General features: G+C 63.0%; 20 protein-coding genes. 10 read left to right on the top strand and 10 right to left on the bottom strand.

Annotated elements, in window-relative coordinates; translation table 11 throughout:
- Positions 1-6 precede the first annotated feature (6 nt).
- The 3 genes from recO to acpS all read left to right on the top strand — a co-directional run bounded on the left by recO (position 7) and on the right by acpS (position 1,995).
- On the top strand, positions 7-708 hold the full coding sequence (gene recO / locus RN347_RS09030) for a DNA repair protein RecO (RefSeq protein WP_263587307.1): 702 nt from the start codon (positions 7-9) through the stop codon (positions 706-708).
- Between the two features lie 91 nt (positions 709-799).
- Entirely contained in the window at positions 800-1,615 is an 816-nt protein-coding gene (pdxJ, locus tag RN347_RS09025; protein WP_311957960.1) for a pyridoxine 5'-phosphate synthase, read from the top strand.
- A 2-nt stretch (positions 1,616-1,617) separates the two neighbouring features.
- On the top strand, positions 1,618-1,995 hold the full coding sequence (gene acpS, locus RN347_RS09020) for a holo-ACP synthase (protein ID WP_311957959.1): 378 nt from the start codon (positions 1,618-1,620) through the stop codon (positions 1,993-1,995).
- A gap of 8 nt (positions 1,996-2,003) precedes the next feature.
- Here the strand turns inward: acpS and RN347_RS09015 are convergent, their stop codons facing one another.
- The gene (locus RN347_RS09015) at positions 2,004-4,709 is read right to left on the bottom strand and encodes an ATP-binding protein (RefSeq protein ID WP_311957958.1); all 2,706 of its coding nucleotides are present in this window, start codon (positions 4,707-4,709) and stop codon (positions 2,004-2,006) included.
- A 90-nt stretch (positions 4,710-4,799) separates the two neighbouring features.
- Between RN347_RS09015 and cysM the strand changes: the two genes are divergently transcribed.
- The 6 genes from cysM (at position 4,800) to rluF (ending at position 14,219) form a co-directional block, all read left to right on the top strand.
- Positions 4,800-5,696 (top strand): cysteine synthase CysM, encoded by an 897-nt coding sequence (gene cysM / locus RN347_RS09010; protein ID WP_311957957.1) that lies wholly within the window; start codon positions 4,800-4,802, stop codon positions 5,694-5,696.
- A 119-nt stretch (positions 5,697-5,815) separates the two neighbouring features.
- Positions 5,816-7,234 carry a methyltransferase domain-containing protein gene (locus RN347_RS09005; protein ID WP_311957956.1) on the top strand — a complete coding sequence of 473 codons (1,419 nt, stop codon included), beginning with the start codon at positions 5,816-5,818 and terminating at the stop codon, positions 7,232-7,234.
- 65 nt (positions 7,235-7,299) lie between these two features.
- Positions 7,300-9,576: a GTP diphosphokinase gene (relA, locus tag RN347_RS09000; RefSeq protein WP_263587119.1), complete on the top strand. Its 2,277-nt coding sequence runs from the start codon at positions 7,300-7,302 to the stop codon at positions 9,574-9,576.
- A complete protein-coding gene (gene mazG, locus RN347_RS08995) occupies positions 9,576-10,403 on the top strand; it encodes a nucleoside triphosphate pyrophosphohydrolase (RefSeq protein WP_263587120.1) in 828 nt (275 codons plus the stop codon). The genes relA and mazG overlap by 1 nt, the downstream gene beginning before the upstream one ends.
- Positions 10,404-10,442: 39 nt before the next feature.
- Positions 10,443-13,091: a phosphoenolpyruvate carboxylase gene (gene ppc / locus RN347_RS08990; RefSeq protein ID WP_311957955.1), complete on the top strand. Its 2,649-nt coding sequence runs from the start codon at positions 10,443-10,445 to the stop codon at positions 13,089-13,091.
- 72 nt (positions 13,092-13,163) lie between these two features.
- A complete protein-coding gene (gene rluF, locus RN347_RS08985) occupies positions 13,164-14,219 on the top strand; it encodes a 23S rRNA pseudouridine(2604) synthase RluF (protein WP_311957954.1) in 1,056 nt (351 codons plus the stop codon).
- Positions 14,220-14,297: 78 nt separating this feature from the next.
- Here the strand turns inward: rluF and RN347_RS08980 are convergent, their stop codons facing one another.
- The 3 genes from RN347_RS08980 to RN347_RS08970 are packed head-to-tail and all read right to left on the bottom strand — an operon-like array spanning position 14,298 to position 16,575.
- A complete protein-coding gene (locus RN347_RS08980) occupies positions 14,298-14,957 on the bottom strand; it encodes an aminodeoxychorismate/anthranilate synthase component II (RefSeq protein WP_263587123.1) in 660 nt (219 codons plus the stop codon).
- Positions 14,954-16,381 carry an anthranilate synthase component I family protein gene (locus RN347_RS08975; protein WP_311957953.1) on the bottom strand — a complete coding sequence of 476 codons (1,428 nt, stop codon included), beginning with the start codon at positions 16,379-16,381 and terminating at the stop codon, positions 14,954-14,956. The genes RN347_RS08980 and RN347_RS08975 overlap by 4 nt, the downstream gene beginning before the upstream one ends.
- Entirely contained in the window at positions 16,378-16,575 is a 198-nt protein-coding gene (locus tag RN347_RS08970) for a Trp family transcriptional regulator (protein ID WP_311960839.1), read from the bottom strand. The genes RN347_RS08975 and RN347_RS08970 overlap by 4 nt, the downstream gene beginning before the upstream one ends.
- A gap of 219 nt (positions 16,576-16,794) precedes the next feature.
- Between RN347_RS08970 and RN347_RS08965 the strand changes: the two genes are divergently transcribed.
- On the top strand, positions 16,795-18,714 hold the full coding sequence (locus tag RN347_RS08965) for a monovalent cation:proton antiporter-2 (CPA2) family protein (RefSeq protein WP_311957952.1): 1,920 nt from the start codon (positions 16,795-16,797) through the stop codon (positions 18,712-18,714).
- Here the strand turns inward: RN347_RS08965 and RN347_RS08960 are convergent.
- The 6 genes from RN347_RS08960 to RN347_RS08935 all read right to left on the bottom strand — a co-directional run bounded on the left by RN347_RS08960 (position 18,686) and on the right by RN347_RS08935 (position 25,669).
- Positions 18,686-19,273 carry a hypothetical protein gene (locus RN347_RS08960; protein WP_263587129.1) on the bottom strand — a complete coding sequence of 196 codons (588 nt, stop codon included), beginning with the start codon at positions 19,271-19,273 and terminating at the stop codon, positions 18,686-18,688. The genes RN347_RS08965 and RN347_RS08960 overlap by 29 nt on opposite strands.
- Positions 19,274-19,310: 37 nt before the next feature.
- Positions 19,311-20,129, bottom strand: coding sequence for a class I SAM-dependent methyltransferase (locus RN347_RS08955; protein ID WP_311957951.1), 819 nt, complete (start codon positions 20,127-20,129; stop codon positions 19,311-19,313).
- The gene (locus tag RN347_RS08950; protein WP_311957950.1) at positions 20,126-21,835 is read right to left on the bottom strand and encodes an AMP-binding protein; all 1,710 of its coding nucleotides are present in this window, start codon (positions 21,833-21,835) and stop codon (positions 20,126-20,128) included. Before RN347_RS08950 ends, RN347_RS08955 begins: the two co-directional genes overlap by 4 nt.
- A gap of 74 nt (positions 21,836-21,909) precedes the next feature.
- A complete protein-coding gene (locus RN347_RS08945; RefSeq protein ID WP_311957949.1) occupies positions 21,910-22,812 on the bottom strand; it encodes a hydroxymethylglutaryl-CoA lyase in 903 nt (300 codons plus the stop codon).
- A 2-nt stretch (positions 22,813-22,814) separates the two neighbouring features.
- Positions 22,815-24,851, bottom strand: coding sequence for an acetyl/propionyl/methylcrotonyl-CoA carboxylase subunit alpha (locus tag RN347_RS08940; RefSeq protein ID WP_311957948.1), 2,037 nt, complete (start codon positions 24,849-24,851; stop codon positions 22,815-22,817).
- Positions 24,848-25,669 carry an enoyl-CoA hydratase-related protein gene (locus RN347_RS08935; protein ID WP_311960838.1) on the bottom strand — a complete coding sequence of 274 codons (822 nt, stop codon included), beginning with the start codon at positions 25,667-25,669 and terminating at the stop codon, positions 24,848-24,850. The genes RN347_RS08940 and RN347_RS08935 overlap by 4 nt, the downstream gene beginning before the upstream one ends.
- Between the last annotated feature and the right edge of the window lie 15 nt (positions 25,670-25,684).

The raw sequence follows: 25,684 nt of genomic DNA, 5'->3' as shown, positions 1-25,684 counted from the left end.
GCCACCATGGCCGAGCCCGCGTTTTTGCTTCATCGGCGCCCTTACCGAGAAACCAGCGCCCTGGTCGATCTGCTAACGCTGAACCACGGGCGCATTCGGGCGGTCGCCCACGGCGGCCAGCGTCCGGGCTCCAAATCCCGCCAGCGTTTGCAGCCATTCACGCCGTTGTTCGTGGCCTGGCGCGGCGATCATGAGTTAAAGCGTCTGACCCTGATGGAATCGCGCGGACAAACGGCGCTGCTGGTAGGGGAGGGGCTTCTTTGCGGACTCTACGCCAACGAAATCGCCACTCGGCTGCTGCCTTTGGAACTTGCCGCCGAGGAGGTGTTCGCCTTCTATAGCGCCCTACTCGACGCGCTGCCCCAGCCAAGCGGACGGGCGCTGGCGCTTCGCCGCTTCGAGTGGGCGCTGCTCGACGCGCTCGGGGCGACGCCGCGCTTCACCACCCCGGAAGGCGACGCTCTCGACCCTCAAGGGCGCTATCGGTTCGAGTCGCAAAGCCGCGCGTTCGTACCTTTCGAGCGTGGCATCGAAGGGCGGGCGCTGCGCATTCTCGACCAGGGCGACTGGACGCCGGACGGGCTTTCCGGGGCGCTGAAGGCGGTCATGCGCGCCGCGCTCGCGCCGCATTTGGGGTCAAAGCCTTTACGCTCGCGTGAGCTGATGGTGGATCTGGCCCGGCGCCGCGCGAGTTCGGGAGAATCCTGACGTGTCCCATCCGGGCTCCTGACATCCTGGTTTCTCAACGTTAGCCTTTAAACCGACGCATTCATTTTTGGATCACGCACTGGAGAGCGCCATGCACCCCCCGCGGATTTTACTCGGTGTCAATATCGATCATATCGCCACGCTCAGGCAGGCCCGCGGTACGCGCTACCCGGACCCGGTGCAGGCCGCACTGCTGGCAGAAGAAGCCGGTGCCGACGGCATCACGGTCCATCTTCGCGAAGACCGCCGCCATATCCAGCCGCGGGACGTGCGCCTTCTGGCCGAGATGCTCAACACGCGCATGAATTTGGAAATGGCGGTGACCGAAGAGATGCTGGCGCTTGCCGAAGAGCTCAAACCGGCCCACGTTTGTCTGGTGCCGGAAAAGCGTGAGGAGCTGACGACCGAAGGCGGGCTGGACGTAGTGGGCGGCTTCGATCAGATTCAGAGCGCCTGCGAGCGTCTGGCGCAGGCCGGCTGCGACGTGTCGCTGTTCATTGATCCGGAGTTCGAGCAGATCGACGCCGCGCACCGCGCCGGGGCGCCGACCATCGAGCTGCACACCGGCGCCTTCGCCGAGGCGGTCGTGGGTTCGCAAGCGGCCAAGGACGAATACGCCCGGCTCAACGCCGCCGCAATTCATGCGGTGTCGCTGGGGCTGGTGGTCAACGCGGGCCACGGCCTTCACTACCATAATGCGGAGGCGATCGCCGCGCTGCCCGGCGTCAACGAGCTCAATATCGGTCATGCCATCATCGCCCGCGCGCTGTTCGTGGGCCTTAAGGAGGCGGTGGCGGAAATGAAGCGATTGATCATCGCCGGTCAGGAAGCGGGGTTGATGGCTGCGCTCGATGATCATGAGCACTCGCATGATCACGATCACGCAAACGGCTGCTGCGGGCACTGAGTGTGATCGTGGGGATTGGATCGGACATTGCGCGGGTCGCGCGCTTTGAAACCGCCATGGTGCGCCACGGGGAACGCTTCGCCGCGCGCATCCTGGGCCCGCTTGAGCACGAGAACTGGGTGAGCCGACACCGTTCGCCGGCATTCCTGGCAAAGCGCTTCGCGGCCAAGGAGGCGTTCGTCAAGGCGCTGGGGCTTGGCCTTCGCGCGGGCATGCAGTGGCGCGATATTCAGGTGCTCAACGATGCGCTCGGCAAACCCGTTCTCGAGCTTACCGGCGAAGCCAGGCGGCTTTTCGAGCAAAGCGGTGCACAAAGCGCCCATGTGTCGATCAGCGACGAGGCGGAGTATGCGCTCGCCTTCGTCGTACTCGAACGCTGACGGCTCGATCAAACGAGCATGAAGCGTTGGGCGCTCAGCGCCCGGATTTCGTCGAGCAGGGCCATCGCCTGCGCCTCGAGCGCTTTTGAGATCCGGGCCGATTCATCGACATCATGGCGGTGAAGCGCTTGTTCGAGCTCAAAAGCCGCCTCACCAAGCGCCGGGGCGCCGCAGTAACGGCAGGCGCCATTGAGCGCGTGAACCGCCTCGAGCAGCGCCTCACGATCGTTTTGCTCGAGCGCCTGCTCGATCTGCGCCTTGCTCTGCGTCAGACTGTCGATCAAAAGCAGCAGCTGGCGCTTGGCGAACGCCTCGCTTCCACCGGCTCGAGCGGCGCCCAGCGCCAAATCCAGTGCGGGCGGCGAGCTGTTCGTTTTGATCTCGCCGGCCTCCATCAGCTCATCGGCTGGCGACACCAGCGTCATGCCCAAAAAGCGTTTGATCAGTTTCTCCAGCGCGGCTTCGTCTACGGGTTTGAGTAACACATCGTCGAAGCCCTGGGCGAGCCAGCGCTGGCACTGGTGCTCGGGGACGTGAGCGGTGACCGCCACGATCGGGCAGCGCGCCCAGGTATCATCGATCTGGCGAAGCGCCCGGGTGGTCTCGAGCCCGTCCAGCCCCGGCATGCGAATATCCATCAACACCAGATCGAAGTGGCGCATCCGCGCATATTCGAGCGCACCGTAGCCGCTGTCGGCCAGCACCACCTCAAGGTGGTCGCTCTCCAAAAGCGCCTTGAGCAGCATACGATTCGCGGCGTTATCGTCCACGATTAGTACGCTGACCGGCCCTGTTGGTGCGAGCTCGTCTTCGACGTCGTCAGCCGGTGTGGGGCCGCCGTTAAACAGCGTCTCGAGGGCTGCTATCATCCGGCGGCGTGTGAGCGGTTTACTGATGATGTCGCCGCCAAACGGCAGCGGCCAGTCGGGCAGGTCGAGCTGCACGCCCAGCGCAAGGATCAGGGTGGGGCGCTGGGCCTGCTCGATCACCGATTCCCAGTAATGCCGGCGTGGGGCGACGAAGTCCTGCGGGGTAAGCGCCAACATCAAAAGCGTCGTGTCATCGGTGTCGGCAAACGATACCGGGCGGGCGCCCCAATGAGCCAGCCAGTTTTCCAGCATGGCGCGGGTCGTGGGGTGAGGCTCGTGCAAACGCACCACTATCTGCTTCAAATCGAGCGGCGGGCGCGCGCTGACCGCGCCGTGGGCGCGCAGGGGGAGTGTGAACGAGAAGCGCGCGCCTTCACCCGGTGCGCTGTCGATCGAAATATCGCCGCCCATGCGAGCAATCAGCTGGCGGCAGATGCTCAGGCCCAGGCCGCTGCCGCCGTACTCCCGCGAGTGGCTGGGAGAAGCTTGGGTAAAGGCATCGAATAGCCCGTGCTGCTGCTCGGCGCTGAGGCCGATTCCGGTATCGCTGACGCTGACGTTGAGTACGACGTGCTGGCCCTCTTGTTGCCCCAGTTCGGCGCGCACCACGACCTCTCCTACGCTTGTGAACTTGATGGCGTTGCCGACCAGGTTATTGAGTACCTGCTGAAGTCGCATCGGGTCGCCGCAAAGCGGCGTGGGAATATCGTCGAGGAGAAGACCCAATAGATGGAGCCCCTTTCGTTGAGCCTCCGGTGCGTTCAGGCCAATGACGTCATCGATTACCGTCGCCATGTCGAATGCCACCTCCTCGAGGTTGAGCTGGTCGGCCTCGATTTTCGAAAAATCGAGTACGTCGTTGACCAACCGCAGCAGGTTGTCGCAGCCGCGGTGGACCTGGCGCAGCCACTCGAGTTGGCGCTTGTCGAGTTCGGAGCGTCCGAGTAGGCGGCAAAAGCCGATGATGCCGTTGAGCGGCGTGCGGATTTCGTGGCTCATGTTGGCCAGAAACTCGGACTTGACCGCGTTGGCCTTGACCGCGCTACGATGCGCAAGATCCAGTTTGATGCTCTGCTCCTCGACGGTTTCCATCGACTCACAAAGCTCCCGGGTGGCAAGCTCGATCTGGCGCTGCATGTCGCGCTGAAAGTGCTGGAGATGCTCGCCGACCTCGTTGATGCTTTGCCCCAGCGCGTCGAACTCGGCCGCCTCATGCTTGCCCAAACGGCGTTCATAATCGCCGTGAGCAAGGCGAAAGAGCGCCTGGTTGGCGCGTTCGAGCGGACGCGTGAGATAGCGGCTCAACGCGCGCCATAACAGCAGCAAAACTGCCCCCAGCGCGGCGCCGCCCAGACTCAGCAGCGCCAACAACCGGTAGCGCTCCAGGGCAAGCGTACGGGTGTCGACTTCGGCTTCGAGCCAGCGGCCACTGCCGCCGGCGCCCGCCCCGTCGTTACCGTGATAGATCGACAGCGGGACCTGCAAGCGCCAGATGTTTCGGTCTTCGATGAGAGTGGTGCTGCGGGGCACGCTGAGCCGCTGAGCCGCCAGAAGCGGGCGACCCAATGCCAACACCCGGTTGCCCTGCTCGTCGAACAGCGTCAGCGCCCGCAGAGCGTTGTACTCCATGAGCTGGCGCGCCAGGCGCTCCACGCGCAACTCGTCGCCCTCACCCAGGGCGTCGTTGAGCCCTGGCGCCAGCGCTTCACTGGCGCCGACCAGTCGCTCGGTAAAAAGTCGCTGCTGGGTACCGGCGTTGTGCAGAAGTAGTAGCGCGGCCATGGCGGCGTAAATGACAAGCGGAATGCCTACCAGGGCCAGCAGCGTACGCGTATTCAGGGACATGAATGAAACTCATTGATTCCGTGGGTTACCTGTCCAGTCACAGGCAGCCTCGATATAATGCAACACAACGGTGACGATAAGGAATGGACGATGGACTATCCCACGCTTGAAGATGTGATCGGCAATACGCCGCTGGTGCGGTTGAAGCGCATCAGCGCCGGGCGTAACAATACGCTGCTGGCCAAGCTCGAAGGTAACAACCCGGCGGGCTCGGTGAAGGACCGCCCGGCGCTGTCGATGCTGGCCGAGGCAGAGGCGCGCGGTGAGATCACGCCAGGTGACACCCTCGTGGAAGCCACCTCGGGCAATACCGGTATTGCGCTGGCCATGGCCGCCGCGATCAAGGGGTACAACATGGTGCTGGTGATGCCGGAAAACGCCTCCAGCGAGCGCAAGCAGGCCATGGCCGCCTTTGGCGCCACGCTGATCTCGGCAAGCCAACAGGGCGGCATGGAAGAAGCGCGTGACATCGCCGATGAGATGATCGCAAGCGGCAAGGGCAAGCCCCTGAACCAGTTCGCCAATCCGGACAATCCGCTGGCGCACTATCGCACCACCGGTCCGGAGCTTTGGCGTCAGACCGGCGGCGAGATCACCCACTTCGTCAGCTCCATGGGCACGACAGGGACCATCATGGGCGTGTCGCGCTATCTGAAAGAGCAAAACAGCGCGATCGAGATCGTCGGCCTACAGCCGGCGGATGGCGCGAGCATTCCCGGTATTCGTCGCTGGCCAGAAGCGTACCTGCCGGCCATCTTCGAAGCCCCGCGGGTGGATACGGTGCTCGATATCGGCCAAAAAGAGGCCGAAAGCCACATGCGAAGGCTCGCCCGTGAAGAGGGTATTTTTGCCGGCGTTTCCTCCGGCGGGAGCCTGGCGGGCGCACTACGGATTGCCGAGCAGGTGGAAAATGCGGTGATCGTTTTCATCGTCTGCGACCGTGGCGACCGCTACCTCTCGACTAATTTGTTCGATACGGCTTCGTAGGCCGGCTCGTCTAACGATGTGCGCATGGCTAAAAGCTCTAACAGGCGCCGATTTTTTTGAAACACGATGATTGGAATACACAATGCTCTGGATAGACCACACGGTGCTGGATCGTTTTTATGCTGGGTAAAAAGCGGCCGTCGCGCCCCAAATCCGGGCATTCGGGGCTTGCCCGTACGCCTGCTGCGGCGCCGGTAAAAGGGGCCGATGGCACTGCCTTGACCATCGACCGGCTCGCCCACGACGGGCGCGGTATCGCCCATGACGCGGCGGGCAAAACCGTGTTCGTCGAACAGGCGCTGCCCGGTGAAACCGTCGAGGCGGCAGTGCATACCCAGAGAAAGCGCTTCGACGAGGCTCATATCAAGGCGCTTTTGACGCGCTCGGAGAATCGGGTCACGCCGCCGTGCCCCTATTTCGAGCGCTGCGGCGGCTGCGATTTGCAGCACCTGGCGCTACCGGCCCAGCGCGAGCACAAGCGCCAGGTGGTCAAGGAGCTCTTCGCGCGTCAGGGCATGACGCTATCTGAAATTACGCCGCTTGACGGCGACACCGAACACTACCGCCGTCGCGCTCGCCTCGGCGTGCGCGTGGATGGCCAGGAGAACGTGCTGCTGGGCTTTCGCGCAGCGGGTAGCCACCGCCTGGTGAATATCGCGCACTGCCACGTGCTGGTGCCCGAACTCTCGTCGCTGATCGCCCCGCTCAAGGGGCTGCTCGATACCTTGAGCGCCCCGCGTCAGGTAGGGCATCTCGAGCTGATCAAACCAGCCGGGGCGCCGGTAGTGCTGGTGCGCCAGCTCAAGGCCAACGCTCAGGACGCCGCCGCCTGGCGCGCCTTTGCGTTTGAGCAGGGCGTTAGCGTAGGCGCCTTCGTCGGGCGTGAGAACGCGACACTCGAGTGGTACGGCGAGGCGCCGGCGCTCGAGGATGAGTTGTACCTTGACCCGGATGGTGTCGAGCAAGAGCCACCGCTCAACGTGACCCTGGGCTTCGAGCCGGGAGACTTTCTTCAAGTCAATCAGCAGGTCAACCAGCGTATGGTGAATCAGGTGTTGGAGTGGCTGACACCGACGCTTGCATCCTCGTCGGCGCCACGCGTACTTGATCTCTTCGCCGGGATCGGTAACTTCAGTGTGCCACTGGCGCTCAAGGGCGCGAACGTGCACGCCGTGGAAGGCAGCCAAACCATGGTCGCGCGGATCGAGCAAAACGCCGCGCGCCACGGGCTCGATATCGCCGCCCGGCAGGCGGACTTGAGTCGTGAGGCGAGCGTAGCGGCGCTGTTCGAAGACGATCAAGACGTTGATGCGGTCGTGCTCGACCCGCCGCGCGACGGCGCCGAGGCCATTTGCCGGGCGCTTGGCCGCTACCGCGTGCCCCGCGTGGTCTATATCTCCTGCGACCCGGCAACGCTTGCGCGCGATGCGGCGCATCTTTTAAGCCAGGGCTACCGCGAGGCGGCGGTGGCCGTGGCGGACATGTTCGTACATACCGCACACGTCGAAACGATGGTGCTGTTCGAATACCGAGGTTAGACCCTCATTTGGCGCTACACTTACAGCGGGATAAGCGCCGTTAGTTTAAAGGACGAGTCATTGCCATGGTGAAAGTGCGTGAAGACCAGCCGCTAACCCAGACCGGCCGGGTGGATGTAGAGCAGTGGTTGACGCGCCTGAAAGAGAGCGTTCGCCTACCCGAACCCGAGCGGCTGATCGAAGCCTGCGAGCTGGCCGAAATGCTCGAGCGCCAGGCACCCAAGACCCATCGCGTATGGCTGTCGCCGGGCATGAGCTTTCGCATGGGGCTCGAAATGGCGGACATCCTCGCCGATCTCAAGCTCGATCAGGCTGCGCTCGAGGCAGCGGTGCTCTACCGCTCGGTGCGCGAAGGACTGATCAGCCTGGAGGGCATCACCAAGCGTTTTGGCGAAGAGGTATCCAACCTCATCGACGGCGTGCTGCAGATGGCGGCCATCAGCTACCCGCTGACCTCGAATCACGCCATGGCCCAGCACAATCAGCAGGAAAACCTGCGCAAGATGCTGGTCAACATGGTCAGCGACGTGCGCGTGGCGCTGATCAAGATCGCCGAGCGCACCTGCGCGCTACGCCAGGTCAAGGACGCCCCGCGCGAGAAGTGCCTGCAGGTCGCCCGCGAGGTCGCCGATATCTATGCGCCGCTGGCACACCGCCTCGGAATTGGCCAGATCAAGTGGGAGCTCGAGGATCTCTCTTTTCGCTACCTGCACGAGCAGGACTACAAGACCATCGCCAAACTGCTGGCGGAGAAACGTCTCGACCGCGACCGCTACATTCAGGACGTGGTGAGCACGCTCGAGACGTTGATGCGCGCCCAGAACATCAATGAGTTCGACGTCAAAGGGCGGGCCAAGCACATCTACTCGATCTGGCGCAAAATGAAGCGCAAGCGGATCGATTTTTCTCAGGTACACGACGTGCGCGCGGTGCGCATTCTGGTGCCCGCGGTCACCGACTGCTACACGGTGTTGGGGATCGTGCATTCACGCTGGCACCACGTGCCCAACGAATTCGACGACTACATCGCCAACCCGAAGAAAAACGGCTATCAGTCGCTTCACACCGCCGTCATGGGGCCGGAAAACAAGGTGCTCGAAATCCAGATTCGCACCTTCTCCATGCACGATGAAGCCGAGCTCGGCGTCTGCGCCCACTGGCGCTACAAGGGCCACGACACCAACGCCAAAAGCCGCAGCTACGAAGAGAAGATCGCCTGGCTCAGGCAGGTACTCGAGTGGCAGGATGAGGTCGGCGGCTACGGTGACCTGCGTGAAGGGCTTGCAAGCGACGTCGCTCCGGATCGGATCTACGTCTTCACTCCGGACGGCCACGTGATCGATCTGCCGCGCATCGCCACGCCCATCGACTTCGCTTACCGGGTGCATACCGAAATCGGTCATCGCTGCCGCGGCGCCAAAATCAACGGGCGCATCGTGCCGCTCAACTACAAGCTGAAAACCGGCCAGCAGGTCGAAATTCTGACCGCGACCAAGGGCGGGCCGAGCCGCGATTGGCTCAATCCCAGTCTGGGCTACGTGCGCACCTCCCGCGCGCGGGCCAAAATTCAAGCCTGGTTCAAGCATCAGGCACGGGACCAGAACCTCGAAGAGGGTCGGGCGCTGTTCGAGCGTGAGATGAAGCGCCTGGACGTCGACGGCCTCGATATGCAAAAGCTCGCCGAAGCGGTCAACTACCAGAGCGCCGATGACATGTACGCCGCCCTCGGGGCGGGGGATCTGCGCATCGGTCAGGTGCTTCACCAGGCTCAGCAGCTCTTTGGCGAAAGCGACGACCAGGAAAAACTCGCGCGGCTGTTGGCCAAACCGCGCCGCCAGCAGAGTAAGGCGCCTCAGGGCGATATCACCGTACTGGGCGTTGGCAACCTGAAAACCAACATGGCGAACTGCTGCAACCCGGTACCTGGCGAGCCGATCATCGGCTTCATCACCCAGGGGCGCGGCGTGACGATTCATCGTCAGGAGTGCCCGAACGTATTGCAGCACCGCCTCGACGAGCCGCAGCGCATCATCGAGGTGGAGTGGGGCGAGCGCGCCCACACGCGCTACCCGGTGGCTATCGAAATTCAGGCCTGGGACCGCTCGGGCCTTCTGCGCGACGTGACTGGGCTTTTGGGCAATGAAAAGGTCAACGTATTGGCAGTGAACACCCTGACCGACACCGATGAAAGCATCGCAAGGCTTCGTATCACCCTGGAAGTTGATGGGCTCGAAACCCTGGGGCGGCTTTTCTCGCGTATTCAGCAGCTGCCCAACGTCACCGAAGTGCGAAGGCTGCGCGACGCCGACCCGGAAAAAAACGCGCGCAAGGGGAGTCACTGATGCGCTATGAGTTGGCGGACCTGCTCGAATTGATGCGCGTGTTGCGCGACCCCGAACAGGGCTGCCCCTGGGATGTTGAGCAGCGCTGGGACACCATCGTGCCCCATACCATCGAGGAGGCGTATGAAGTCGCCGATGCCATCGAGCGGCGCGCCTTCGATGAGCTTCCGGGCGAACTCGGTGATCTGCTCTTTCAAATCGTCTATTACGCGCAGTTCGGCCTCGAGGAGCAGCGCTTCGATTTTTTCGATGTGGTCGACACGCTCACGCGCAAGATGATTCGCCGCCACCCTCACGTGTTTCCCGAAGGCACGCTCGCCTCACGGCGTGCCCCGGGGGAAAGCGCCGACGAGGTCGAGCAGCGTCAGGTCAAACACCGCTGGGAGGCGCTGAAAGACGACGAGCGCAACGGGCGCGCCATTGATAACGCCTCGACGCTGGACGATGTGCCCAAAACGCTACCGGCGCTGAGCCGCGCCCACAAGCTCTCCAAGCGCGCTGCGCGGGTCGGGTTCGACTGGCCGGATACCCGCGGCGTGCTCGACAAGATTCGTGAAGAGCTTGGCGAGGTCGAAGAGGCGCTGGCCGCCAATGATACGGCCCACGCGCGCGAGGAAGTCGGAGATCTGCTGTTCGCCGTGGCCAATCTCGCGCGCACCCTCGATGCCGACCCCGAGACGTGTTTGCGCGCGACCAACGCCAAGTTCGAGCGTCGCTTTCGCTACGTCGAGCGCGCCCTCAATGAGTCGCAGCGTTCGATGTCAAACGCCACCTTGAATGAAATGGAGCGCCACTGGCAGGCCGCCAAGCGCCAGGAGCGCAGTTAACAACAACACCCCACACGGACTTTCCGGGAGGCCAGGTTAATGAGTCATGATCTACACGAATCGCTTCGTGAGAACGTACGTATTTTAGGTGACAGTCTCGGGCGTACCATCGCCGACGACCTGGGACAGAGCTTCGTCGACAAGATCGAGACGATTCGCGCCCACGCAAAGCAAGGCCGCCAGGGCGATACGCTGCAGCAGCGCGCGCTGATCGAGTACCTGCGCGAGCTGCCCGAGCGTGATTTGTTACCGGTCACCCGCGCATTCAACCAGTTTCTCAACCTGGCCAACATCGCCGAGCAGCACTACCGCGCGCGCTTTCGCCGGGTCGAGGATTACAAGCCCGGCACCCAGCCCGTGCTCGGCGAGCTTCTGGAGCGCGCCCGTCAGGCCGGCAACTCGCCGCGCTCGCTGGTGGAAACGCTGGCCAACATGCGCGTCGAGCTCGTGCTGACAGCACACCCGACCGAAGTCATTCGCCGCACCCTGATTCAAAAGTACGACGCCATCGACGAGTGCCTGAGCGTCATCGAAAGCGCTGACGAGTACCCCGAGCGCGGCGAGCGCGCTCGCGGGCGGCTCAACGAGCTGATCAGCCAAGCCTGGCATACCGATGAAATTCGCCACGAGCGGCCCACCCCGGTGGACGAAGCCAAATGGGGCTTCGCGGTGATCGAAAATTCGCTGTGGCAGGCGGTGCCGGATTTTCACCGCGATTTGGACAACCTGCTGCTCGAAACCGCCGGCGAGCGCCTGCCGCTGGACGCCGCGCCGATTCGCTACGCCTCTTGGATGGGCGGCGACCGTGACGGCAACCCGAACGTGACCGCTCGCGTGACCAAAGAGGTGCTGCTGCTTGGCCGCTGGATGGCGGCGGATCTCTACCTTCGCGATCTCGATCAGCTCAAGACCGAGCTTTCCATGTGGAAGGCAAACAGCGCCATGAAAGCCGAAGTGGGCGACGTTGCCGAGCCCTACCGCGAGCTTTTGAAGCGCCTGTTGCAAAAGGTCGAGGCGACGCGCGACTGGGCGAAAGCGGGCCTTGACGGTTACAACTTCGACGGCGGGCCGATCATCGAAACCCGCGATCAGCTCTACGCGCCGCTTTTGGCCTGCTACCGCTCGCTGTGTGACGTTGGCCTCGACACCGTTGCCAATGGGGCGCTGCTCGATACGCTGCGCCGCGTGGCGGTATTTGGCGTCACGCTCACCAAGCTTGACCTGCGCCAGGAGGCGAGCCGCCATACCCAGCTGATGGAAGAGCTGACCAGCGAGCTTGGCCTTGGCCACTACCAGCAGTGGGACGAGGCCGACCGTCAGGCGTTTTTGCTCGAGGAGCTGGCCTCCAGCCGACCGCTCATTCCCAGACGCTGGGAGTGCTCGGCGGAGTCGCGTGAAGTGATCGATACCTTCAAGGTGATTGCGGGTGAGCACGCCGAGGCGCTCGGCACCTACATCATCTCCATGGCCGCCGAACCCTCGGACGTACTCACCGTTGCGCTGTTGATGAAAGAGATCGGTGGGCGAGTGTCGCTGCCCATCGCGCCGCTGTTCGAGACGCTCAACGACCTGGACAACGCCGCTGGCGCCATCGATAAACTGCTGGCGTTGCCGGGTTATCGGTCGCTGGTCAAGGACCGCCAGGAAGTGATGATCGGCTACTCCGACTCCGCCAAGGACGCCGGCCAGCTGGCCGCGGCCTGGGCGCAGTACCGCGCCCAGGAGTCGCTGGTCGAGGTGTGCAAGCGCCACGGGGTCGATTTGACGCTGTTTCACGGGCGCGGCGGCACCGTCGGGCGCGGCGGCGGCCCGGCCCACGCGGCGATTCTCTCCCAGCCGCCGGGCTCGGTGAATGGAAGTCTGCGCGTGACCGAGCAGGGTGAGATGATCCGCTTCAAGTTCGGCCAGCCGGATATCGCGCTGCGCTCGATGGAGATCTACGCCTGCGCGGTGCTGGAGGCCACGCTGTTGCCGCCGCCGGCCCCGCAGCCCGAGTGGCGAAAGGAGATGGACGAGCTCGCCCGCGTGGCGCATGCGGGCTATGTCGGCGTGGTCCGCGAGGACCCGGACTTCGTGCCCTATTTCCGCGCGGTGACACCAGAAGGCGCCCTGGGGCGGCTGCCGCTGGGTTCGCGGCCGACCAAGCGCCGTCAGGACGGCGGCGTGGAAACCCTGCGCGCCATTCCGTGGATCTTCGCCTGGACCCAGATACGCCTGATGCTGCCGGCCTGGCTTGGCAGCGGCGAGGCCTTCGCCAATCGCCTCGAGCAGCCCGGCGGGCGAGAAGTGCTCCAGGAAATGCGGCGCGAGTGGCCGTTTTTTGGCACCTACCTCGACATGCTCGAGATGCTGCTGGCCAAGGCGGACGTGGCGATCGCCGCCTACTACGAGCATCGGCTGGTCGATGAGCCCTCACTCAAGGCGCTGGGGAAGCAGCTGCGTGAGCGCTTCGCGCGCCTGGAAGTCGCCGTGCTGGATATCGCCGATCAAAAGGCGCTGTTGGAGAACACGCCGCTGATTCGTCAGGCGATCGACGTGCGCAATCCCTACATCGACCCGCTTCACGGCCTGCAGGCGGAGCTCTTGCAGCGTAACCGCGACGCCGACGGCGCGATCAGCGCCGACCTTTCCCGCGCGCTGATGGTCACCATGGCCGGCATCGCCGCCGGACTCAGAAACACCGGATAACGCCCCGTGCGTAGCCTCTTGCCGCCGCCTTTGGGCGGCGGCGTCTCTTTTTAAACGCAAGTCAGGCGTGTTATGTCGCTTAAAACATCGACCCGGATCAACAAGTACATCAGCGAAAGCGGGCTCTGCTCGCGCCGCGAGGCGGACCGCTTCGTCGAGCAGGGCAACGTTTACATCAACGGGCGCCGCGCAACGACCGGCGATCAGGTCGTGCCGGGAGACCGGGTCAAGGTCAACGGCCAGGAGATCGAGCCCCAGGAGGAAGAGGACCTGGTGCTGATCGCGCTGAACAAGCCGGTGGGCATCGTCAGCACCACCGAGTCCAGCGAAAAGGCCAACATCGTCGATTTCGTCGGCCACGGCGTACGCATCTTTCCCATCGGCCGCCTCGACAAGGACTCCCAGGGGCTGATCCTGCTGACCAACAACGGTGATCTGGTCAACAAGATTCTCAGAGCCAACAATAATCACGAAAAGGAGTACGTGGTCACGGTCAACAAACCCGTGACCGACGAGTTCGTTAGCGGCATGCAGGCCGGCGTGCCGATCCTTGGCCAGGTCACCAAAAAGTGCAAGGTGGAGAAGGTGTCGACGTTTGCCTTCAACATCACGCTGGTTCAGGGCCTCAATCGCCAGATTCGCCGCATGTGTGAATATTTCGGCTTCGAGGTGGTGGAGCTCGTGCGCACGCGCATCATGAACGTGTCGCTCAAGGGCCTTGCCCTGGGCGACTGGCGCGATCTAACGCCCAGGGAGATCGACACGATCGTCGCTCTTACCGAGGGTTCCGAGGCCGCGCCGCCGCCGCCGGCGCAAAAGCCAAAACCGCGTGCGCGAAAGGGCGCTTCCAGCAAAGCGGGTGCTCCGCCCAAGGGAAGAAGCGGCACCGCGCACAAGGCCAAACCCGCCGGGCGGGGCAAGCCCGGTAACGGCAAACCCGCGCCCAAGGGGGCCGGCAAGCCCCCGGCAAAGGGCAAGCCTGCCGCTCAGGGCAAGCGAGCGGGAAAGCCCGCGGGTAAGCCGATCAATAAAACCGCCGGTAAGCCTTCGGCAAAAAACGGCGGCAAGCCGGCAGGAAAGGGGCGGGCCGCATCGGCCAAACCCGCGCGGGGTAAAGGTAAGCGCTAGCGCTGTAAAACGATATCCCGGAATCAAACAACCGAGCGCTTGTGAAAGCGCTCGGTTTTTTTGCCAATGTTCGAAGCATCACGCCAGCAGGAAGTTACCGATCAGCTCCTTGCCGCCTTCGGTGGCGAACGACTCCGGGTGGAACTGGATGCCGTGAATCGGGTAGTCGCGGTGCTTGACGCCCATCAGCTCGAACTCGCCGGCGGCCTGCCAGCGCTTGCGCTCGGCAAAGTCCGCCGCCGGTAGCCCGCCGACGGTCGCGGTCACTTCCAGGCATTCGGGCAGCGAGGCCGCATCGGCGATTAGCGAGTGGTAGCGCATGACTTCGAGCTGATCCGGTACGTCCTTGAAGACCGAGCGGCCGTCATGGTTGATCGGGCTGATCTTGCCGTGCATCGGCAGCGGCGCCTTGATCACCTGCCCACCAAAGACATGAACGATGCCCTGCATCCCCAGGCACACGCCCAGAAGCGGCGTGGTCGGGCCAAGCTTCTCGATCACCTCACCGCAGACGCCGAAGTAGCGCGGATCGTTAGGGGAGCCCGGCCCCGGCGAGATGATGATGCGATCCGGCGCCATGGCCGCCACGGCGTCGAAGTCGATCTCGTCGTTGCGCTTGACCGTAATATTAAAACGCTCGAGCGCGCCGCGGTTTTTCTCCGCGGTCAGAATCTCGCCGATGAACTGGTAAAGGTTGTAGGTGAAGGAGTCGTAGTTATCGATGATCAAAACGTTCATGCCGGGCTCTCCGTGGCGGTTTCTGATCCCTTGACGTCTTCCGGCTCGTCCATGAACGGCGCCAAGGCCTTTCGGGTGCCGGCGAACTTGCGGCGGATCTCCTCGTACTCATCCTCGGCGTTGCTGTCATAGACGTTGCCGCCGCAGGTCTGCACGTAGGCGTTTTCGCCGTTGACGAACACGGTACGGATGGGAATGGCGAAGGTGCAGTCGCCGTTGAAGGAGAATTGGCCCACCGCGCCGCCGTAGGGCCCGCGGCCATCGGTCTCCAGGTCATCGATGATCTTCATCGCCTCGATTTTTGGCGCGCCGGTCAGCGTTCCCGCGGGGAAGTTGCTGGCGAGCGCGGTGAACATGTCCTCGTTCTGATCGATGATACCGACGATCTCGCTGGAGATATGCTGCACGTGGCTAAAGCGCTTGATGTCCATCAGGCTTCTCACCTTGACCGTGCCGAACTGGGCGACCCGGCCGATATCGTTGCGATGCAAATCCACGATCATATTGTGCTCGGCGATCTCCTTGGGATCGTTCAACAGCGCCCGGGCAAGCTGGGTGTCTTCCTGGGCGGTCTTGCCACGGGTCGTGGTACCGGCCAGTGGAAACGTCTCCATTTCGCCCTGGCGCAGGCGGAACAAAAGCTCCGGGCTTGCGCCGATCAGGCGCTGCTCGCCGAACCGGACGTAATACATTTGCGGTGACGGATTGATGCGCCGAAGCTCACCGTACAGCGCCAGCGTATCGCCTTCTATGCGAAAGCGCTTTTTGAAGCCCACCTCGCATTGGAAGACCTTGCCATCGACGATATCCTGCTTCACCTTCGCCACTGCCGCCGCGTGCTCGTCGCGGGTCATGGTGTCGCCAAGGGCGGTAATCTTGAGCGCGCCGGGGGCAACATCGTCGGACTCGATCAGCCCCTGCAGATACTCGAAGCGGCTATCGTCGTAGTAGAAGTAGGTGACCTCGCCGGTCATCTTGTCGAGAATCAGCCCGTCCTTGTATAGGCCGAAGCGGAAGGTGTCGAAATCGTCGCTCGCCTTGAGCGTAAGCGTCGGCTCGAAATACTGCATGGCGTCGTAACCCAGGTAGCCGGACAGGCCGCCAGCGTACTTGCGCGAGATGATGTTCTGCGGCATCAGCGAGCGCAGAAGCTCGTAAGGGTTGTCGCTCTCGTGATGATCGATCTCACCGTCGCGGTGCTCGATCGTGAGCGTTTGGCCGTTGGCGTAGATCAAGTATTCCGGGTCGAAGCCGATGATGGAGTGACGCGCCATGTGGCTATCTTCGCCCAGAGATTCGAGCATGTAGCAGTTCTCAAAAGCGCGCTCGATCTTCTGAAACAGCGCGAAGAAATCGCAGTCGGCGGCAAGCGTGACGTAGTGTGGCTTTCGCGGCAGAGTAAAAGGCGTGGGGCCGGCGCTCATGGAGTGTCCTTGAATACGTGTGTGTTGGAAGAAAATGCCCGGGCGCCTCGGGAAACCGTAGCGATGCCGACGCCCAGTGTTTCGGCGATTTTTCGGTGCGCCACGCCTTCATCGAGCAGCTTGAAAATTTGTAGCCGTTTAGCGATTTCCTGATACTCTGAAGGCGTTAGCAGGCTATCGAGCACGTGATCCATCGCGCGCTCTGTGTCGATGTCGAGCAGATAGCGCACGAGCTCGGACTTGAAACCATCCTCTGCCGCCTTATCTGGTACGTTGTTAGCCACGTTAAAAGCCTTTTCGTTTGTACTAGTGTACTAGTACATAACGTTTTGGCACGGCCTGTCAAGCCGATCGCCTTCCAACGCCATCATGTACACCCCTAGTAAGCGCACCGCGCCATCCCGAGAGAGTCGATGACCCACATTTTCATTCAAGCCTTTATCTATCTACTGGCGGCGGTGATCGCCGTGCCGCTGGCCAAGCGTTTCGGGCTCGGCTCGGTGCTGGGGTATCTGGTCGCGGGGGTGGTGATCGGCCCAATGCTTGGGCTGGTGGGTCAGGAAACCGACACCATCCAGCATTTTGCCGAGTTTGGCGTGGTGATGATGCTGTTTCTGGTCGGGATGGAGCTCGACCCCAAAAGCCTCTGGGCCATGCGCGTCAGGCTTCTGGGTCTTGGCGGGCTGCAGGTGGTACTGACCGCCGCCGCCGGTACCGCGATCGGCGTATGGCTCGGCGTGGTGTGGCAAACGGCGCTCGCCGTCGGGCTGGTGCTGGCGCTCTCTTCTACCGCCATCGTGCTCCAAACGCTGAACGAAAAGGGGCTTGCCGCCACTGAAGGCGGGCGCAGTGCTTTTTCCATCCTGCTGTTTCAGGACATGGCGGTGATCCCCATTCTGGCACTGATTCCGCTGCTGGCGGTGGCCGGCGTGGATGGAAGCTCAACTCAGACCGGTCACGACAACGCCGACCTGGTGGCGAGTCTACCCGGTTGGGCCCACGCACTGGTGGTAGTGGGGGCAGTCGGGTTCGTGATTGGCGCCGGTTATTACCTGATGCCGCTGCTGTTTCGCTACGTAGTGAAATCGAATCTTCGCGAAATCTTTACCGCCAGCGCCTTGATGCTGGTGATCGGGATTGCCGCGCTAATGGGGCTTGTGAATCTTTCACCGGCGCTGGGCGCCTTTCTGGCCGGCGTCGTGCTGGCAAACAGCGAGTTCAAGCATGAGCTCGAGGCCAATATCGAGCCGTTCAAGGGGCTATTGCTGGGGCTTTTCTTCATTACCGTGGGAGCGGGCATCAATTTTGGCGTGCTCATCGAGCAGTGGCATGCCGTGGTACTGCTGGGACTGGGCGTTATGGCGGTCAAGGGGGCGCTGCTGATTGGGCTTGCCTACGCGTTCGGCATTCGCGGCAGCAACGGCTGGTTGATGACACTCAGCCTGGCCCAGGCCGGCGAGTTCGGTTTCGTGCTTTTGACCTACACGCGTCAGAACGGCGTCATTGGCGAAGGGCTTGCTGAGCTTCTGGCGCTGGTGGTGGCGTTTTCGATGTTTTTGACGCCGCTTTTGTTCATCGCCTTCGACAAGCTCGTGGTGCCGCGCTATCTCGCCGGCAAAACCGAGTCCCAAAAGGCCGATGACTTCGACGAGGAGTCGCCGGTGATCGTCGCAGGCGCCGGGCGCTTTGGTCAAATCGTGTGCCGGCTGTTGAGAGCGAGCGACGTGCCGCTGGTCGCGCTGGATCTCGAGCTCAAGCAGATCGAGAACGCGCGCAGTATCAATATCAAAAGCTATTTTGGGGATGCCAGCCGTGCGGATCTGCTCGACCGCGCCGGCATCGCCAACGCCCGCCTTTTGGTGGTAGCGATCGACGACCTGGACCGCGCCGTGAGCACCGTCGAGCACGTCAAACGCTTTTATCCGAACGTGTGGGTGCTGGCCCGTGCCTTTGACCGCGGCCACGGCTATCGACTGCGCGAGGCCGGCGCCGATGACGTGGTCAGCGAAACCTACCACTCGGCTCTGGAACTTGGCAGCCACGCACTCACCGCGCTCGGCGTACACCCGATGCGCGCCAAGAAGATGGCCTGGTCCTTCGTGCAAAGCGAAGACGCACACGATGCGGAGCTATTCGAGGCGTGGAAGGAGATCGAAGGCGGCCAGCGCTTCAGCCGCCGTTATGGCGAGCTCTTTAGACGTCTGGAAGAAGCGCTCAGTAGCGCCATGGACGAGCAGGAGGGCGAGCCACAAAAAGAGGACGTGCCGGTGTGGACCGCGCCGTTGGAAAGCTCCGAGAAGGCGCCTAGAACGGCAGATGAATCGAAGCGTTGAGCTGGGTCAGGTGGCTGAGCGTCGGCGCATCGATGCGCTCGTACTCCAGGCGGCTGACCAGCCGCTTGACGGTCATGGTCGCACCGAACCCCTGGAGCATGGCGGTACCGCTTTCGCTGCCTTCGAGCTCGTTCTCGCCGCGCCACTCGGTCAGCCCGGATTTGGCATAGACGCTGAACGCGCCCATTCTAAGCCCCGCAACCAGCGCGCCGCCTAATGCCAGGGTGTCCTGAACTAAAGGAGCTACGCTCGAGGTGGTGAATACCTCTTCGCTTTCGCGGTAGGCGATTTCGGCGCCGATATCGACCTGGGGAAAATGCTCGGGGCTAAAGCCCGCGGTCAGGCGAAAGCCAGAGGTGTAGCTGTCGATACTGTTGAGATTGCTTCCCTCGAGCACTACGCCGTTGGACAGCGCCACCATCTCGCTGTCCGGGGCGGTGTAGGATTTGGGAAGCAGTTCGGTATTCAGGTAGCTGCTTTCGCTTGCCAGACACAGCAAGGGAAAAGAGCTGCCGAGAACGCCGCATAAAAGGGTGCTTGCCAAGCGGTTTGCTGGCATTGTCTTATCCTTTTTTAAAACCAGGCCCAATCCAATCCTAGCAACGCCCTTCGATTTCGACCACTTCAATTGCGCGATTGGTCAAATTTGTCAGCAAATTCTTTCCCATCGCCGCAAAACGCTCGCCAAACACCCACTGCGGCGACAGCACCGGTGCCGCTGTCACCTGTTCCTTATCGCTTTGACGCGCCCGCCAGGCGCGGGCTTCGTCGCTCACATTTTTTACCTCGAGTTCCATGAACCCGCAGGTGCGCAGCCGCGTCAAAAGAGCGTCGAGTGTCAGAAGGTGAGTGTGCTCGGCGCTGGCCGCCCAGGGCACGGGATACTGCAGCGCCACGCGGCGGTTGCCCCGGGTCAGCTCGTGGAGCACCAATCTCCCGCCGGGGCGCAGCACGCGGTGAGCCTCTTCGAGCACCGGCGCAAGCGCTGGCATGTTCATCAGGCTGTGCTGAAAAATCACCGCGTCGAAGCTGTCGTGCGACAAGGGGAGGCGGCGGGCGTCGCCGGTGATTACAGCGTAGTCGACGCTGCTTGCGGCAAGCTTGCCGATTCGTTGGTTCAAGGCGTTGAAGCGGTGGGTGATGTCGAGTCCGGTCATCGTGAAACCAAGCGAGGCGCCCAAGCGCACGAGCCCGCCAAGCCCCGCGCCAATATCCAGCACGCGCGGCTGATCCACCGGGTCGAGTCGCTCGAACAGCCGCATTGACGCCTTGAGCCCGCCGATATGGAGCTGATCCAGCGGGGCGAGTTGAAAAGGCGTGGCGCCGTCCGGGTAGTGGCGCTTGATCTGCTCGAGCACCGCATCGTCGCGTAGCGCCTGGTGGTAGTGGGCGGCCAGCGAGTGCGACTCGCTCACGACAATGTCTCCTTGTCCAGTCCCAGCTCGTGCGTCGAGATCTCGCGCATCTTGAATTTCTGGATCTTGCCCGTCACCGTCATGGGGAACGCGTCGACGAACTTGAAGTAGCGGGGAATCTTGAAGTGGGTGATCTTGTCCTTGCAGAAGGCGCGCAAATCCTCACCGGTGATCTCCCCGGCATCGGCGTTGAGCCGAACCCAGGCAATCAATTCTTCGCCGTACTTCTCGTCCGGAACGCCCGTAACCTGCACATCGGCAACGTCTGGATGGGTATAGAGAAACTCCTCGACCTCCTTGGGATAGACGTTCTCGCCGCCGCGAATCACCATGTCCTTGATACGTCCGACGATTTGCAGATAGCCCTCGTCATCCATGGTGGCAAGATCGCCCGTGTGCATCCAGCCGGCGCTGTCGATGGCATCCGTCGTGGCCTGTTCGTTGTTCCAGTACTTGAGCATGACGCTATAGCCGCGCGTGCAAAGTTCGCCGATCTCGCCGCGAGGAAGTACCGCGCCGCTTATCGGGTCGATGACCTTGCTTTCCAGGTGCGGCTGGGTACGGCCCACGGTGGAGACACGCTTGTCGATCGTGTCATCGGCCCCGGTCTGGGCGGAGACCGGGCTGGTTTCGGTCATGCCGTAGGCGATCTGTACGCCCTTCATGTTCATCTTCTCGATCACCTGCTTCATCACCGCCGCCGGGCAGATCGATCCCGCCATGATGCCGGTCCGTAGATTCGAGAAGTCGGTGGCGGCAAACTCCTCGTGCTCGAGCTCGGCCAGAAACATGGTCGGCACGCCAAACAGGGCCGTGGCGCGCTGCTCGTGCACCGCCTTGAGCACCTGCCCGGCATCGAAGCTTTCGCCGGGGTAGATCATCGCCGCACCGTGGGTCATGCAGCCCAGATTACCCATTACCATGCCGAAGCAGTGGTAGAGCGGCACCGGAATCACCAGCCGATCATTCGGGGTGAAGCCCATGCTCTCGGCGACGAAAAAGCCGTTGTTGAGGATGTTGTGGTGCGAAAGCGTTGCGCCCTTGGGAAAGCCGGTGGTGCCGGAGGTGTACTGAATGTTGATCGGGTCGTCGAACTGGAGCGTGGCCTGCAGCGTATCGAGGGTCGCCTGGTCGGTGCGGCTCGCCTCATCCAGCATATCGCGCCAGCGCCACATCCCGGGGTAGCGCTCATCGCTCAGATTCACCACGCACTCGAGCTGGGAAAGGCGCTTCGAGCGAAGCTTGCCCGGCTCGCAGGTGTCAAGCTCCGGGGCGAGTTCAAACAGCATCGCGCGGTAGTCTGCCGTCTTGAAACGGTCGGCGCAGATTAGATAGCGCGCCCCGGACTGGTTGAGCGCGTAGTCGAGTTCTTGGGTGCGGTAGGCCGGGTTGATGTTGACCAGAATCGCACCGATCTTGGCGGTCGCGAACTGCGTCAGCGTCCACTCCGAGCCGTTGGGCGCCCAGATCCCCACGCGGTCGCCGCGCTGAACGCCAATGGAGAGCATCGCCCGGGCGCAGCGGTTGACCTCTTCATTGAACTCGCGATAACTCCAATGCACGTTCTGGTGCAGCACGATCAGCGCGTCGTTATCCGGGTACTGCGCGGCAATCTGGTCGAGCTTGTCGCCGATGGTCATGCCCAGAAGCGGCTTATCGGCAACGCTGCTGGTGTAGCTCGGTAGAGTGGGAGTATTCGGCGCCATGAGGTCTCTCCTGATTGTTGTTCTGATAGCTGTTCTGATAGTTGTTGTGGCCAAGATCGAGAAAATGGATGGGCCTAGTGCGCTTCCAGGGCGCGGGCGACTTTCGAGGCGGGTGCGCGGCCAAGTTGCCCGGTGATCCACTCGCCGGTTTCGATGATCGACTCAAGATTCACGCCGGTCTCGATACCTAGCCCCCGCAGCAGATAGAGCACGTCCTCGGTCGCCACGTTACCGGAAGCACCCTTGGCGTAGGGGCAGCCGCCCAGCCCCCCGGTCGAGGCGTCGATGACGGCCACGCCCTGCTCGAGCACCGCAAAAAGGTTGGCGATCGCCATGCCGTAGGTGTCGTGAAAGTGCGCCGCCAATTGCTTAACGGGCACAACCTTCGCTACCTCGTCGATCATCTGCCGGGCTTTCAACGGCGTGCCGACGCCGATGGTGTCGCCCAGCGACACCTCGAAGCAGCCCATCTCATAAAGCGCCCCCGCCACCCGCGCCACCTGGGCCGGGGCGATGTCGCCTTCGTAGGGGCAGCCCAGCACGCAGGAAACGTAGCCGCGCACGCGCACGTTCGCCTCGCTAGCGCGGGCCATCACCGGCTCGAAACGCGCAAGCGACGCGTCGATCGAGCAGTTGATGTTTTTTTGCGAGAACGCTTCAGAAGCGGCGGCGAACACTGCAACCTCGGAGACGTTCGCTTCCAGCGCGTTCTCCAACCCTTTCAAATTCGGGGTCAGGGCGGAGTAGGTCACGTTCGATTCGCGGTGAATGCCCAGCATCACCTCCCGGGCGTCGCCCATTTGCGGCACCCACCTGGGGGAGACGAAGCTCGCCGCCTCGATATGGGTAAGCCCTGCTCGGGCCAGGCGCTCGATCAGCTCGACCTTGACGGCCGTGGCCACCACCTCGCCGGGCTCGTTTTGCAGCCCGTCCCGCGGGGCCATGTCGACCAGACGTACGCGTTGTGGAAGGGCCATGGTCACGCTCCTTCGTCGGTCGCGGCGAAGTCCAGTAGTACGTCGCCCTGGCCAACACTGTCGCCGACGGCGAAGCGAAACTGCTCGACCGTACCGTCTGCCGGCGCACTCAAGGTGTGCTCCATCTTCATCGCCTCCATCACCATCAGCGGCATACCTTTCTCGACCGGCGCGCCGGGCTCGACCAGAAGCGCCACCACGGTGCCGTGCATCGGCGCGGTCAAGCTTGCGGCGGCCTCGATCGCGGCGTGGTTGAGCGCATCCAGGCGCTGCCAAACGAGCCGGGTTTCGCCCGCGCTATCGCTCAGTACCAGGTTGTCTTCTTCGAGCTGAGCCTGAAAGCGCCGGCGGTGGCCGTTTAGTGTGACCGCCACCGCATCACCGGCAAGCCTCGAGAGCGACCCTTCGAATCGCTCGTTTTGAACGCGTAGCGTCCAGCCGGCTTGCGCGCGAGTGCGGGTCGCTTCGACCACCACGGTCTCGCTCTCTTCGCGCTTGTCGGCCAGCGCAATACGCACCTTGTGCGGCGCGTTCAGGCGAAAGCCGTCACTGTGCGCCCAGGGCGACACATCCTGACGGCCGGCATTTTTCGCAAGCGTCTCGATGGCCACCAGCGCGGCGCGAGCGTACGCCTGGGGCGTCGGCTCGTTTTGACGGAATAGGTCGTCGTGGTGGCGCACGATGAAACCGGTATCGAGCTCGGCGGCTTTGAACGCCGGATGCCCGGCCAGGCGCTGCAGAAAGGCGCGGTTGGTCACCACGCCCTGCACGTCGAGGGCGGCCAGCGCTCGGTTCAGCGTGGCGAGCGCCGCGTCACGATCCGTGCCGTGAGTGATCAGCTTGGCGAGCATCGGGTCGTAGTGCATCGAGACTATATCCCCACTCTCAACACCGCTGTCCAGCCGTACCTGAGCCGACTCCAGCCCCGCGCCCTCAACATCGAGCGAGAAGCGGGTGAGGGTGCCGGTGGCGGGCAGAAACTCGTTGGCCGGGTCTTCGGCGTAGAGGCGCGCCTCGAAACTGTGGCCGTTCAGGGTGAGTTCGCTTTGCGCGCAGGGCAGCGGCTCGTTCATGGCGACTCTCAGCTGCCACTCGACCAGATCGAGCCCGGTCACCATCTCGGTCACCGGGTGCTCGACCTGCAGGCGCGTGTTCATCTCCATGAAGTAGAAGGCGCCGTCAACGTCGAGCAGAAACTCGACGGTGCCCGCGCCCACGTAGCCGATCTCTTTCGCTGCGCGCACGGCGGCCTCGCCCATGGCGGCGCGAAGCGCTTCCGTCATGTGCGGCGCCGGAGCCTCTTCCAGTACTTTCTGATGGCGGCGCTGAACGCTGCAGTCGCGCTCGAAGAGATAGACGCCTGCGCCAAAACGATCGCAGAATACCTGCACCTCGACGTGACGAGGCTTGACCAGATACTTCTCGATCAGCATGCGGTCATCGCTGAAGGAGGCTTTTGACTCGCGCCGGCAGCTTTCAAGCGCAGCCTGGAAGTCGGCCTCGCGTTCGACCACGCGCATGCCCTTGCCGCCGCCGCCGGCGCTCGCTTTCAGCATGACCGGGTAGCCGATACGGTTGGCCTCCGCCAAAAGAGTGTCGTCGCCTTGATCGTCACCGTGATAACCCGGTACCAGCGGCACGCCGGCGTTTGCCATGCGCGCCTTGGCGGCAGACTTGTCACCCATGGCGGCGATTGCGGAGGCGGGCGGGCCGACGAAGGTAATACCCGCGGCTTCCAACGCCTCGACGAAGCGGCCGTTTTCGGAAAGAAAGCCGTAGCCCGGATGCACCGCGGTGCTCCCGCTTTGGCGAGCCGCTGCGATCACCGCCTCGATGTTCAGGTAGCTTTCGCGGGCGGCAGCGGGGCCCAAACGAACGGCCTCGTCGGCCTCGCGCACGTGGCGGGCGCTGGCATCGGCATCGGAGTAGACCGCTACGGTCTTGATACCCAGCCGGCGCGCGGTGCGCATCACTCGGCAGGCGATCTCACCGCGGTTGGCCACTAACAACGTATCGAACTTGCTGGTTGCTTTACTCATGGGCGCTCCCCGGCGTTATCGGTGTCATCCTGCGGTGCCCAGGCAGGCAGGCGCTTATCGAAAAAGCTCGAAAGCCCCTCCTGGCCCTCGTCGCTTACCCGCAGCTCGGCGATCGTCTGACACGTTTTTTCGCGGGTAGCGTCGGAATCCGGCGATTGACCCACGGCGGCGAGCAGGGCCTTGGTGGCCCGCTGCGCCCGGGGTGAGCCCGCCAAAAGCGTTTGGGTCATGACCTCTACCGCGTGATCCAAGGTCTCCGGCTCGACTACCTGGTGGGCAAGGCCGAGCGCCAGCGCCGTGTCGGCGTCGATCACCTCGGCACTCAGCGCGTAGCGCCGCGCTTGCCGGGCACCGATGGCGCGTTGAACGTAAGGGCTGATGACCGCTGGCGACAGGCCGACCTTGACCTCGGAGAGGCAGAATCGGGCCCTGGTCGAGGCGATGACCACGTCACAGCAGGCGGCCAGGCCCACTGCGCCGCCAAAGGCCGCGCCCTGTACCCGACACACCGTGGGGCAGGGCAGCGTGTCCAGGCGATGCATCAATTCGGCGAGCCGGCGTGAATCCGCCAGGTTGTCGTCATGGCTGTAGTCGACCATGCGCTTCATCCAGTAGAGATCCGCCCCCGCCGAGAAGCTTTTGCCTTCGGAGCCGAGCACCAACACCCGCACCTCCTGGCGCTCGATGGGTTCGAGCAGTCCTTTCAGGTGGTCGGTCAGCTCGGCAATCAGGTGGTCGTCGAAAGCGTTGTGTACCGCCGGGCGGTTCAGGCTCAGGTGCGCCACGGCGTTTTCAATCGTCAGTGTCGAATGGCTCATCAAATGGCTCATGGC

It is taken from the genome of Halomonas sp. PAMB 3264, assembly GCF_031954245.1.
Lineage (GTDB): Bacteria > Pseudomonadota > Gammaproteobacteria > Pseudomonadales > Halomonadaceae > Vreelandella.
This window is presented reverse-complemented; position numbering and strand designations above follow the sequence as displayed.

What these genes read in the sequence shown, in the direction of transcription:
- RN347_RS08970 (WP_311960839.1), bottom strand. Translation starts at nt 16,575, where the DNA reads ATGGATCACGTGCTCGATAGCCTGCTAACGCCTTCAGAGTATCAGGAA.
- mazG (WP_263587120.1), top strand. Translation starts at nt 9,576, where the DNA reads ATGCGCTATGAGTTGGCGGACCTGCTCGAATTGATGCGCGTGTTGCGC.
- RN347_RS08945 (WP_311957949.1), bottom strand. Translation starts at nt 22,812, where the DNA reads ATGGCCCTTCCACAACGCGTACGTCTGGTCGACATGGCCCCGCGGGAC.
- RN347_RS08940 (WP_311957948.1), bottom strand. Translation starts at nt 24,851, where the DNA reads ATGAGTAAAGCAACCAGCAAGTTCGATACGTTGTTAGTGGCCAACCGC.
- RN347_RS09015 (WP_311957958.1), bottom strand. Translation starts at nt 4,709, where the DNA reads ATGTCCCTGAATACGCGTACGCTGCTGGCCCTGGTAGGCATTCCGCTT.
- relA (WP_263587119.1), top strand. Translation starts at nt 7,300, where the DNA reads ATGGTGAAAGTGCGTGAAGACCAGCCGCTAACCCAGACCGGCCGGGTG.
- RN347_RS08950 (WP_311957950.1), bottom strand. Translation starts at nt 21,835, where the DNA reads ATGGCGCCGAATACTCCCACTCTACCGAGCTACACCAGCAGCGTTGCC.
- rluF (WP_311957954.1), top strand. Translation starts at nt 13,164, where the DNA reads ATGTCGCTTAAAACATCGACCCGGATCAACAAGTACATCAGCGAAAGC.
- pdxJ (WP_311957960.1), top strand. Translation starts at nt 800, where the DNA reads ATGCACCCCCCGCGGATTTTACTCGGTGTCAATATCGATCATATCGCC.
- RN347_RS08980 (WP_263587123.1), bottom strand. Translation starts at nt 14,957, where the DNA reads ATGAACGTTTTGATCATCGATAACTACGACTCCTTCACCTACAACCTT.
- RN347_RS08975 (WP_311957953.1), bottom strand. Translation starts at nt 16,381, where the DNA reads ATGAGCGCCGGCCCCACGCCTTTTACTCTGCCGCGAAAGCCACACTAC.
- RN347_RS08935 (WP_311960838.1), bottom strand. Translation starts at nt 25,669, where the DNA reads ATGAGCCATTCGACACTGACGATTGAAAACGCCGTGGCGCACCTGAGC.
- cysM (WP_311957957.1), top strand. Translation starts at nt 4,800, where the DNA reads ATGGACTATCCCACGCTTGAAGATGTGATCGGCAATACGCCGCTGGTG.
- RN347_RS08960 (WP_263587129.1), bottom strand. Translation starts at nt 19,273, where the DNA reads ATGCCAGCAAACCGCTTGGCAAGCACCCTTTTATGCGGCGTTCTCGGC.
- RN347_RS08965 (WP_311957952.1), top strand. Translation starts at nt 16,795, where the DNA reads ATGACCCACATTTTCATTCAAGCCTTTATCTATCTACTGGCGGCGGTG.
- ppc (WP_311957955.1), top strand. Translation starts at nt 10,443, where the DNA reads ATGAGTCATGATCTACACGAATCGCTTCGTGAGAACGTACGTATTTTA.
- RN347_RS09005 (WP_311957956.1), top strand. Translation starts at nt 5,816, where the DNA reads ATGCTGGGTAAAAAGCGGCCGTCGCGCCCCAAATCCGGGCATTCGGGG.
- recO (WP_263587307.1), top strand. Translation starts at nt 7, where the DNA reads ATGGCCGAGCCCGCGTTTTTGCTTCATCGGCGCCCTTACCGAGAAACC.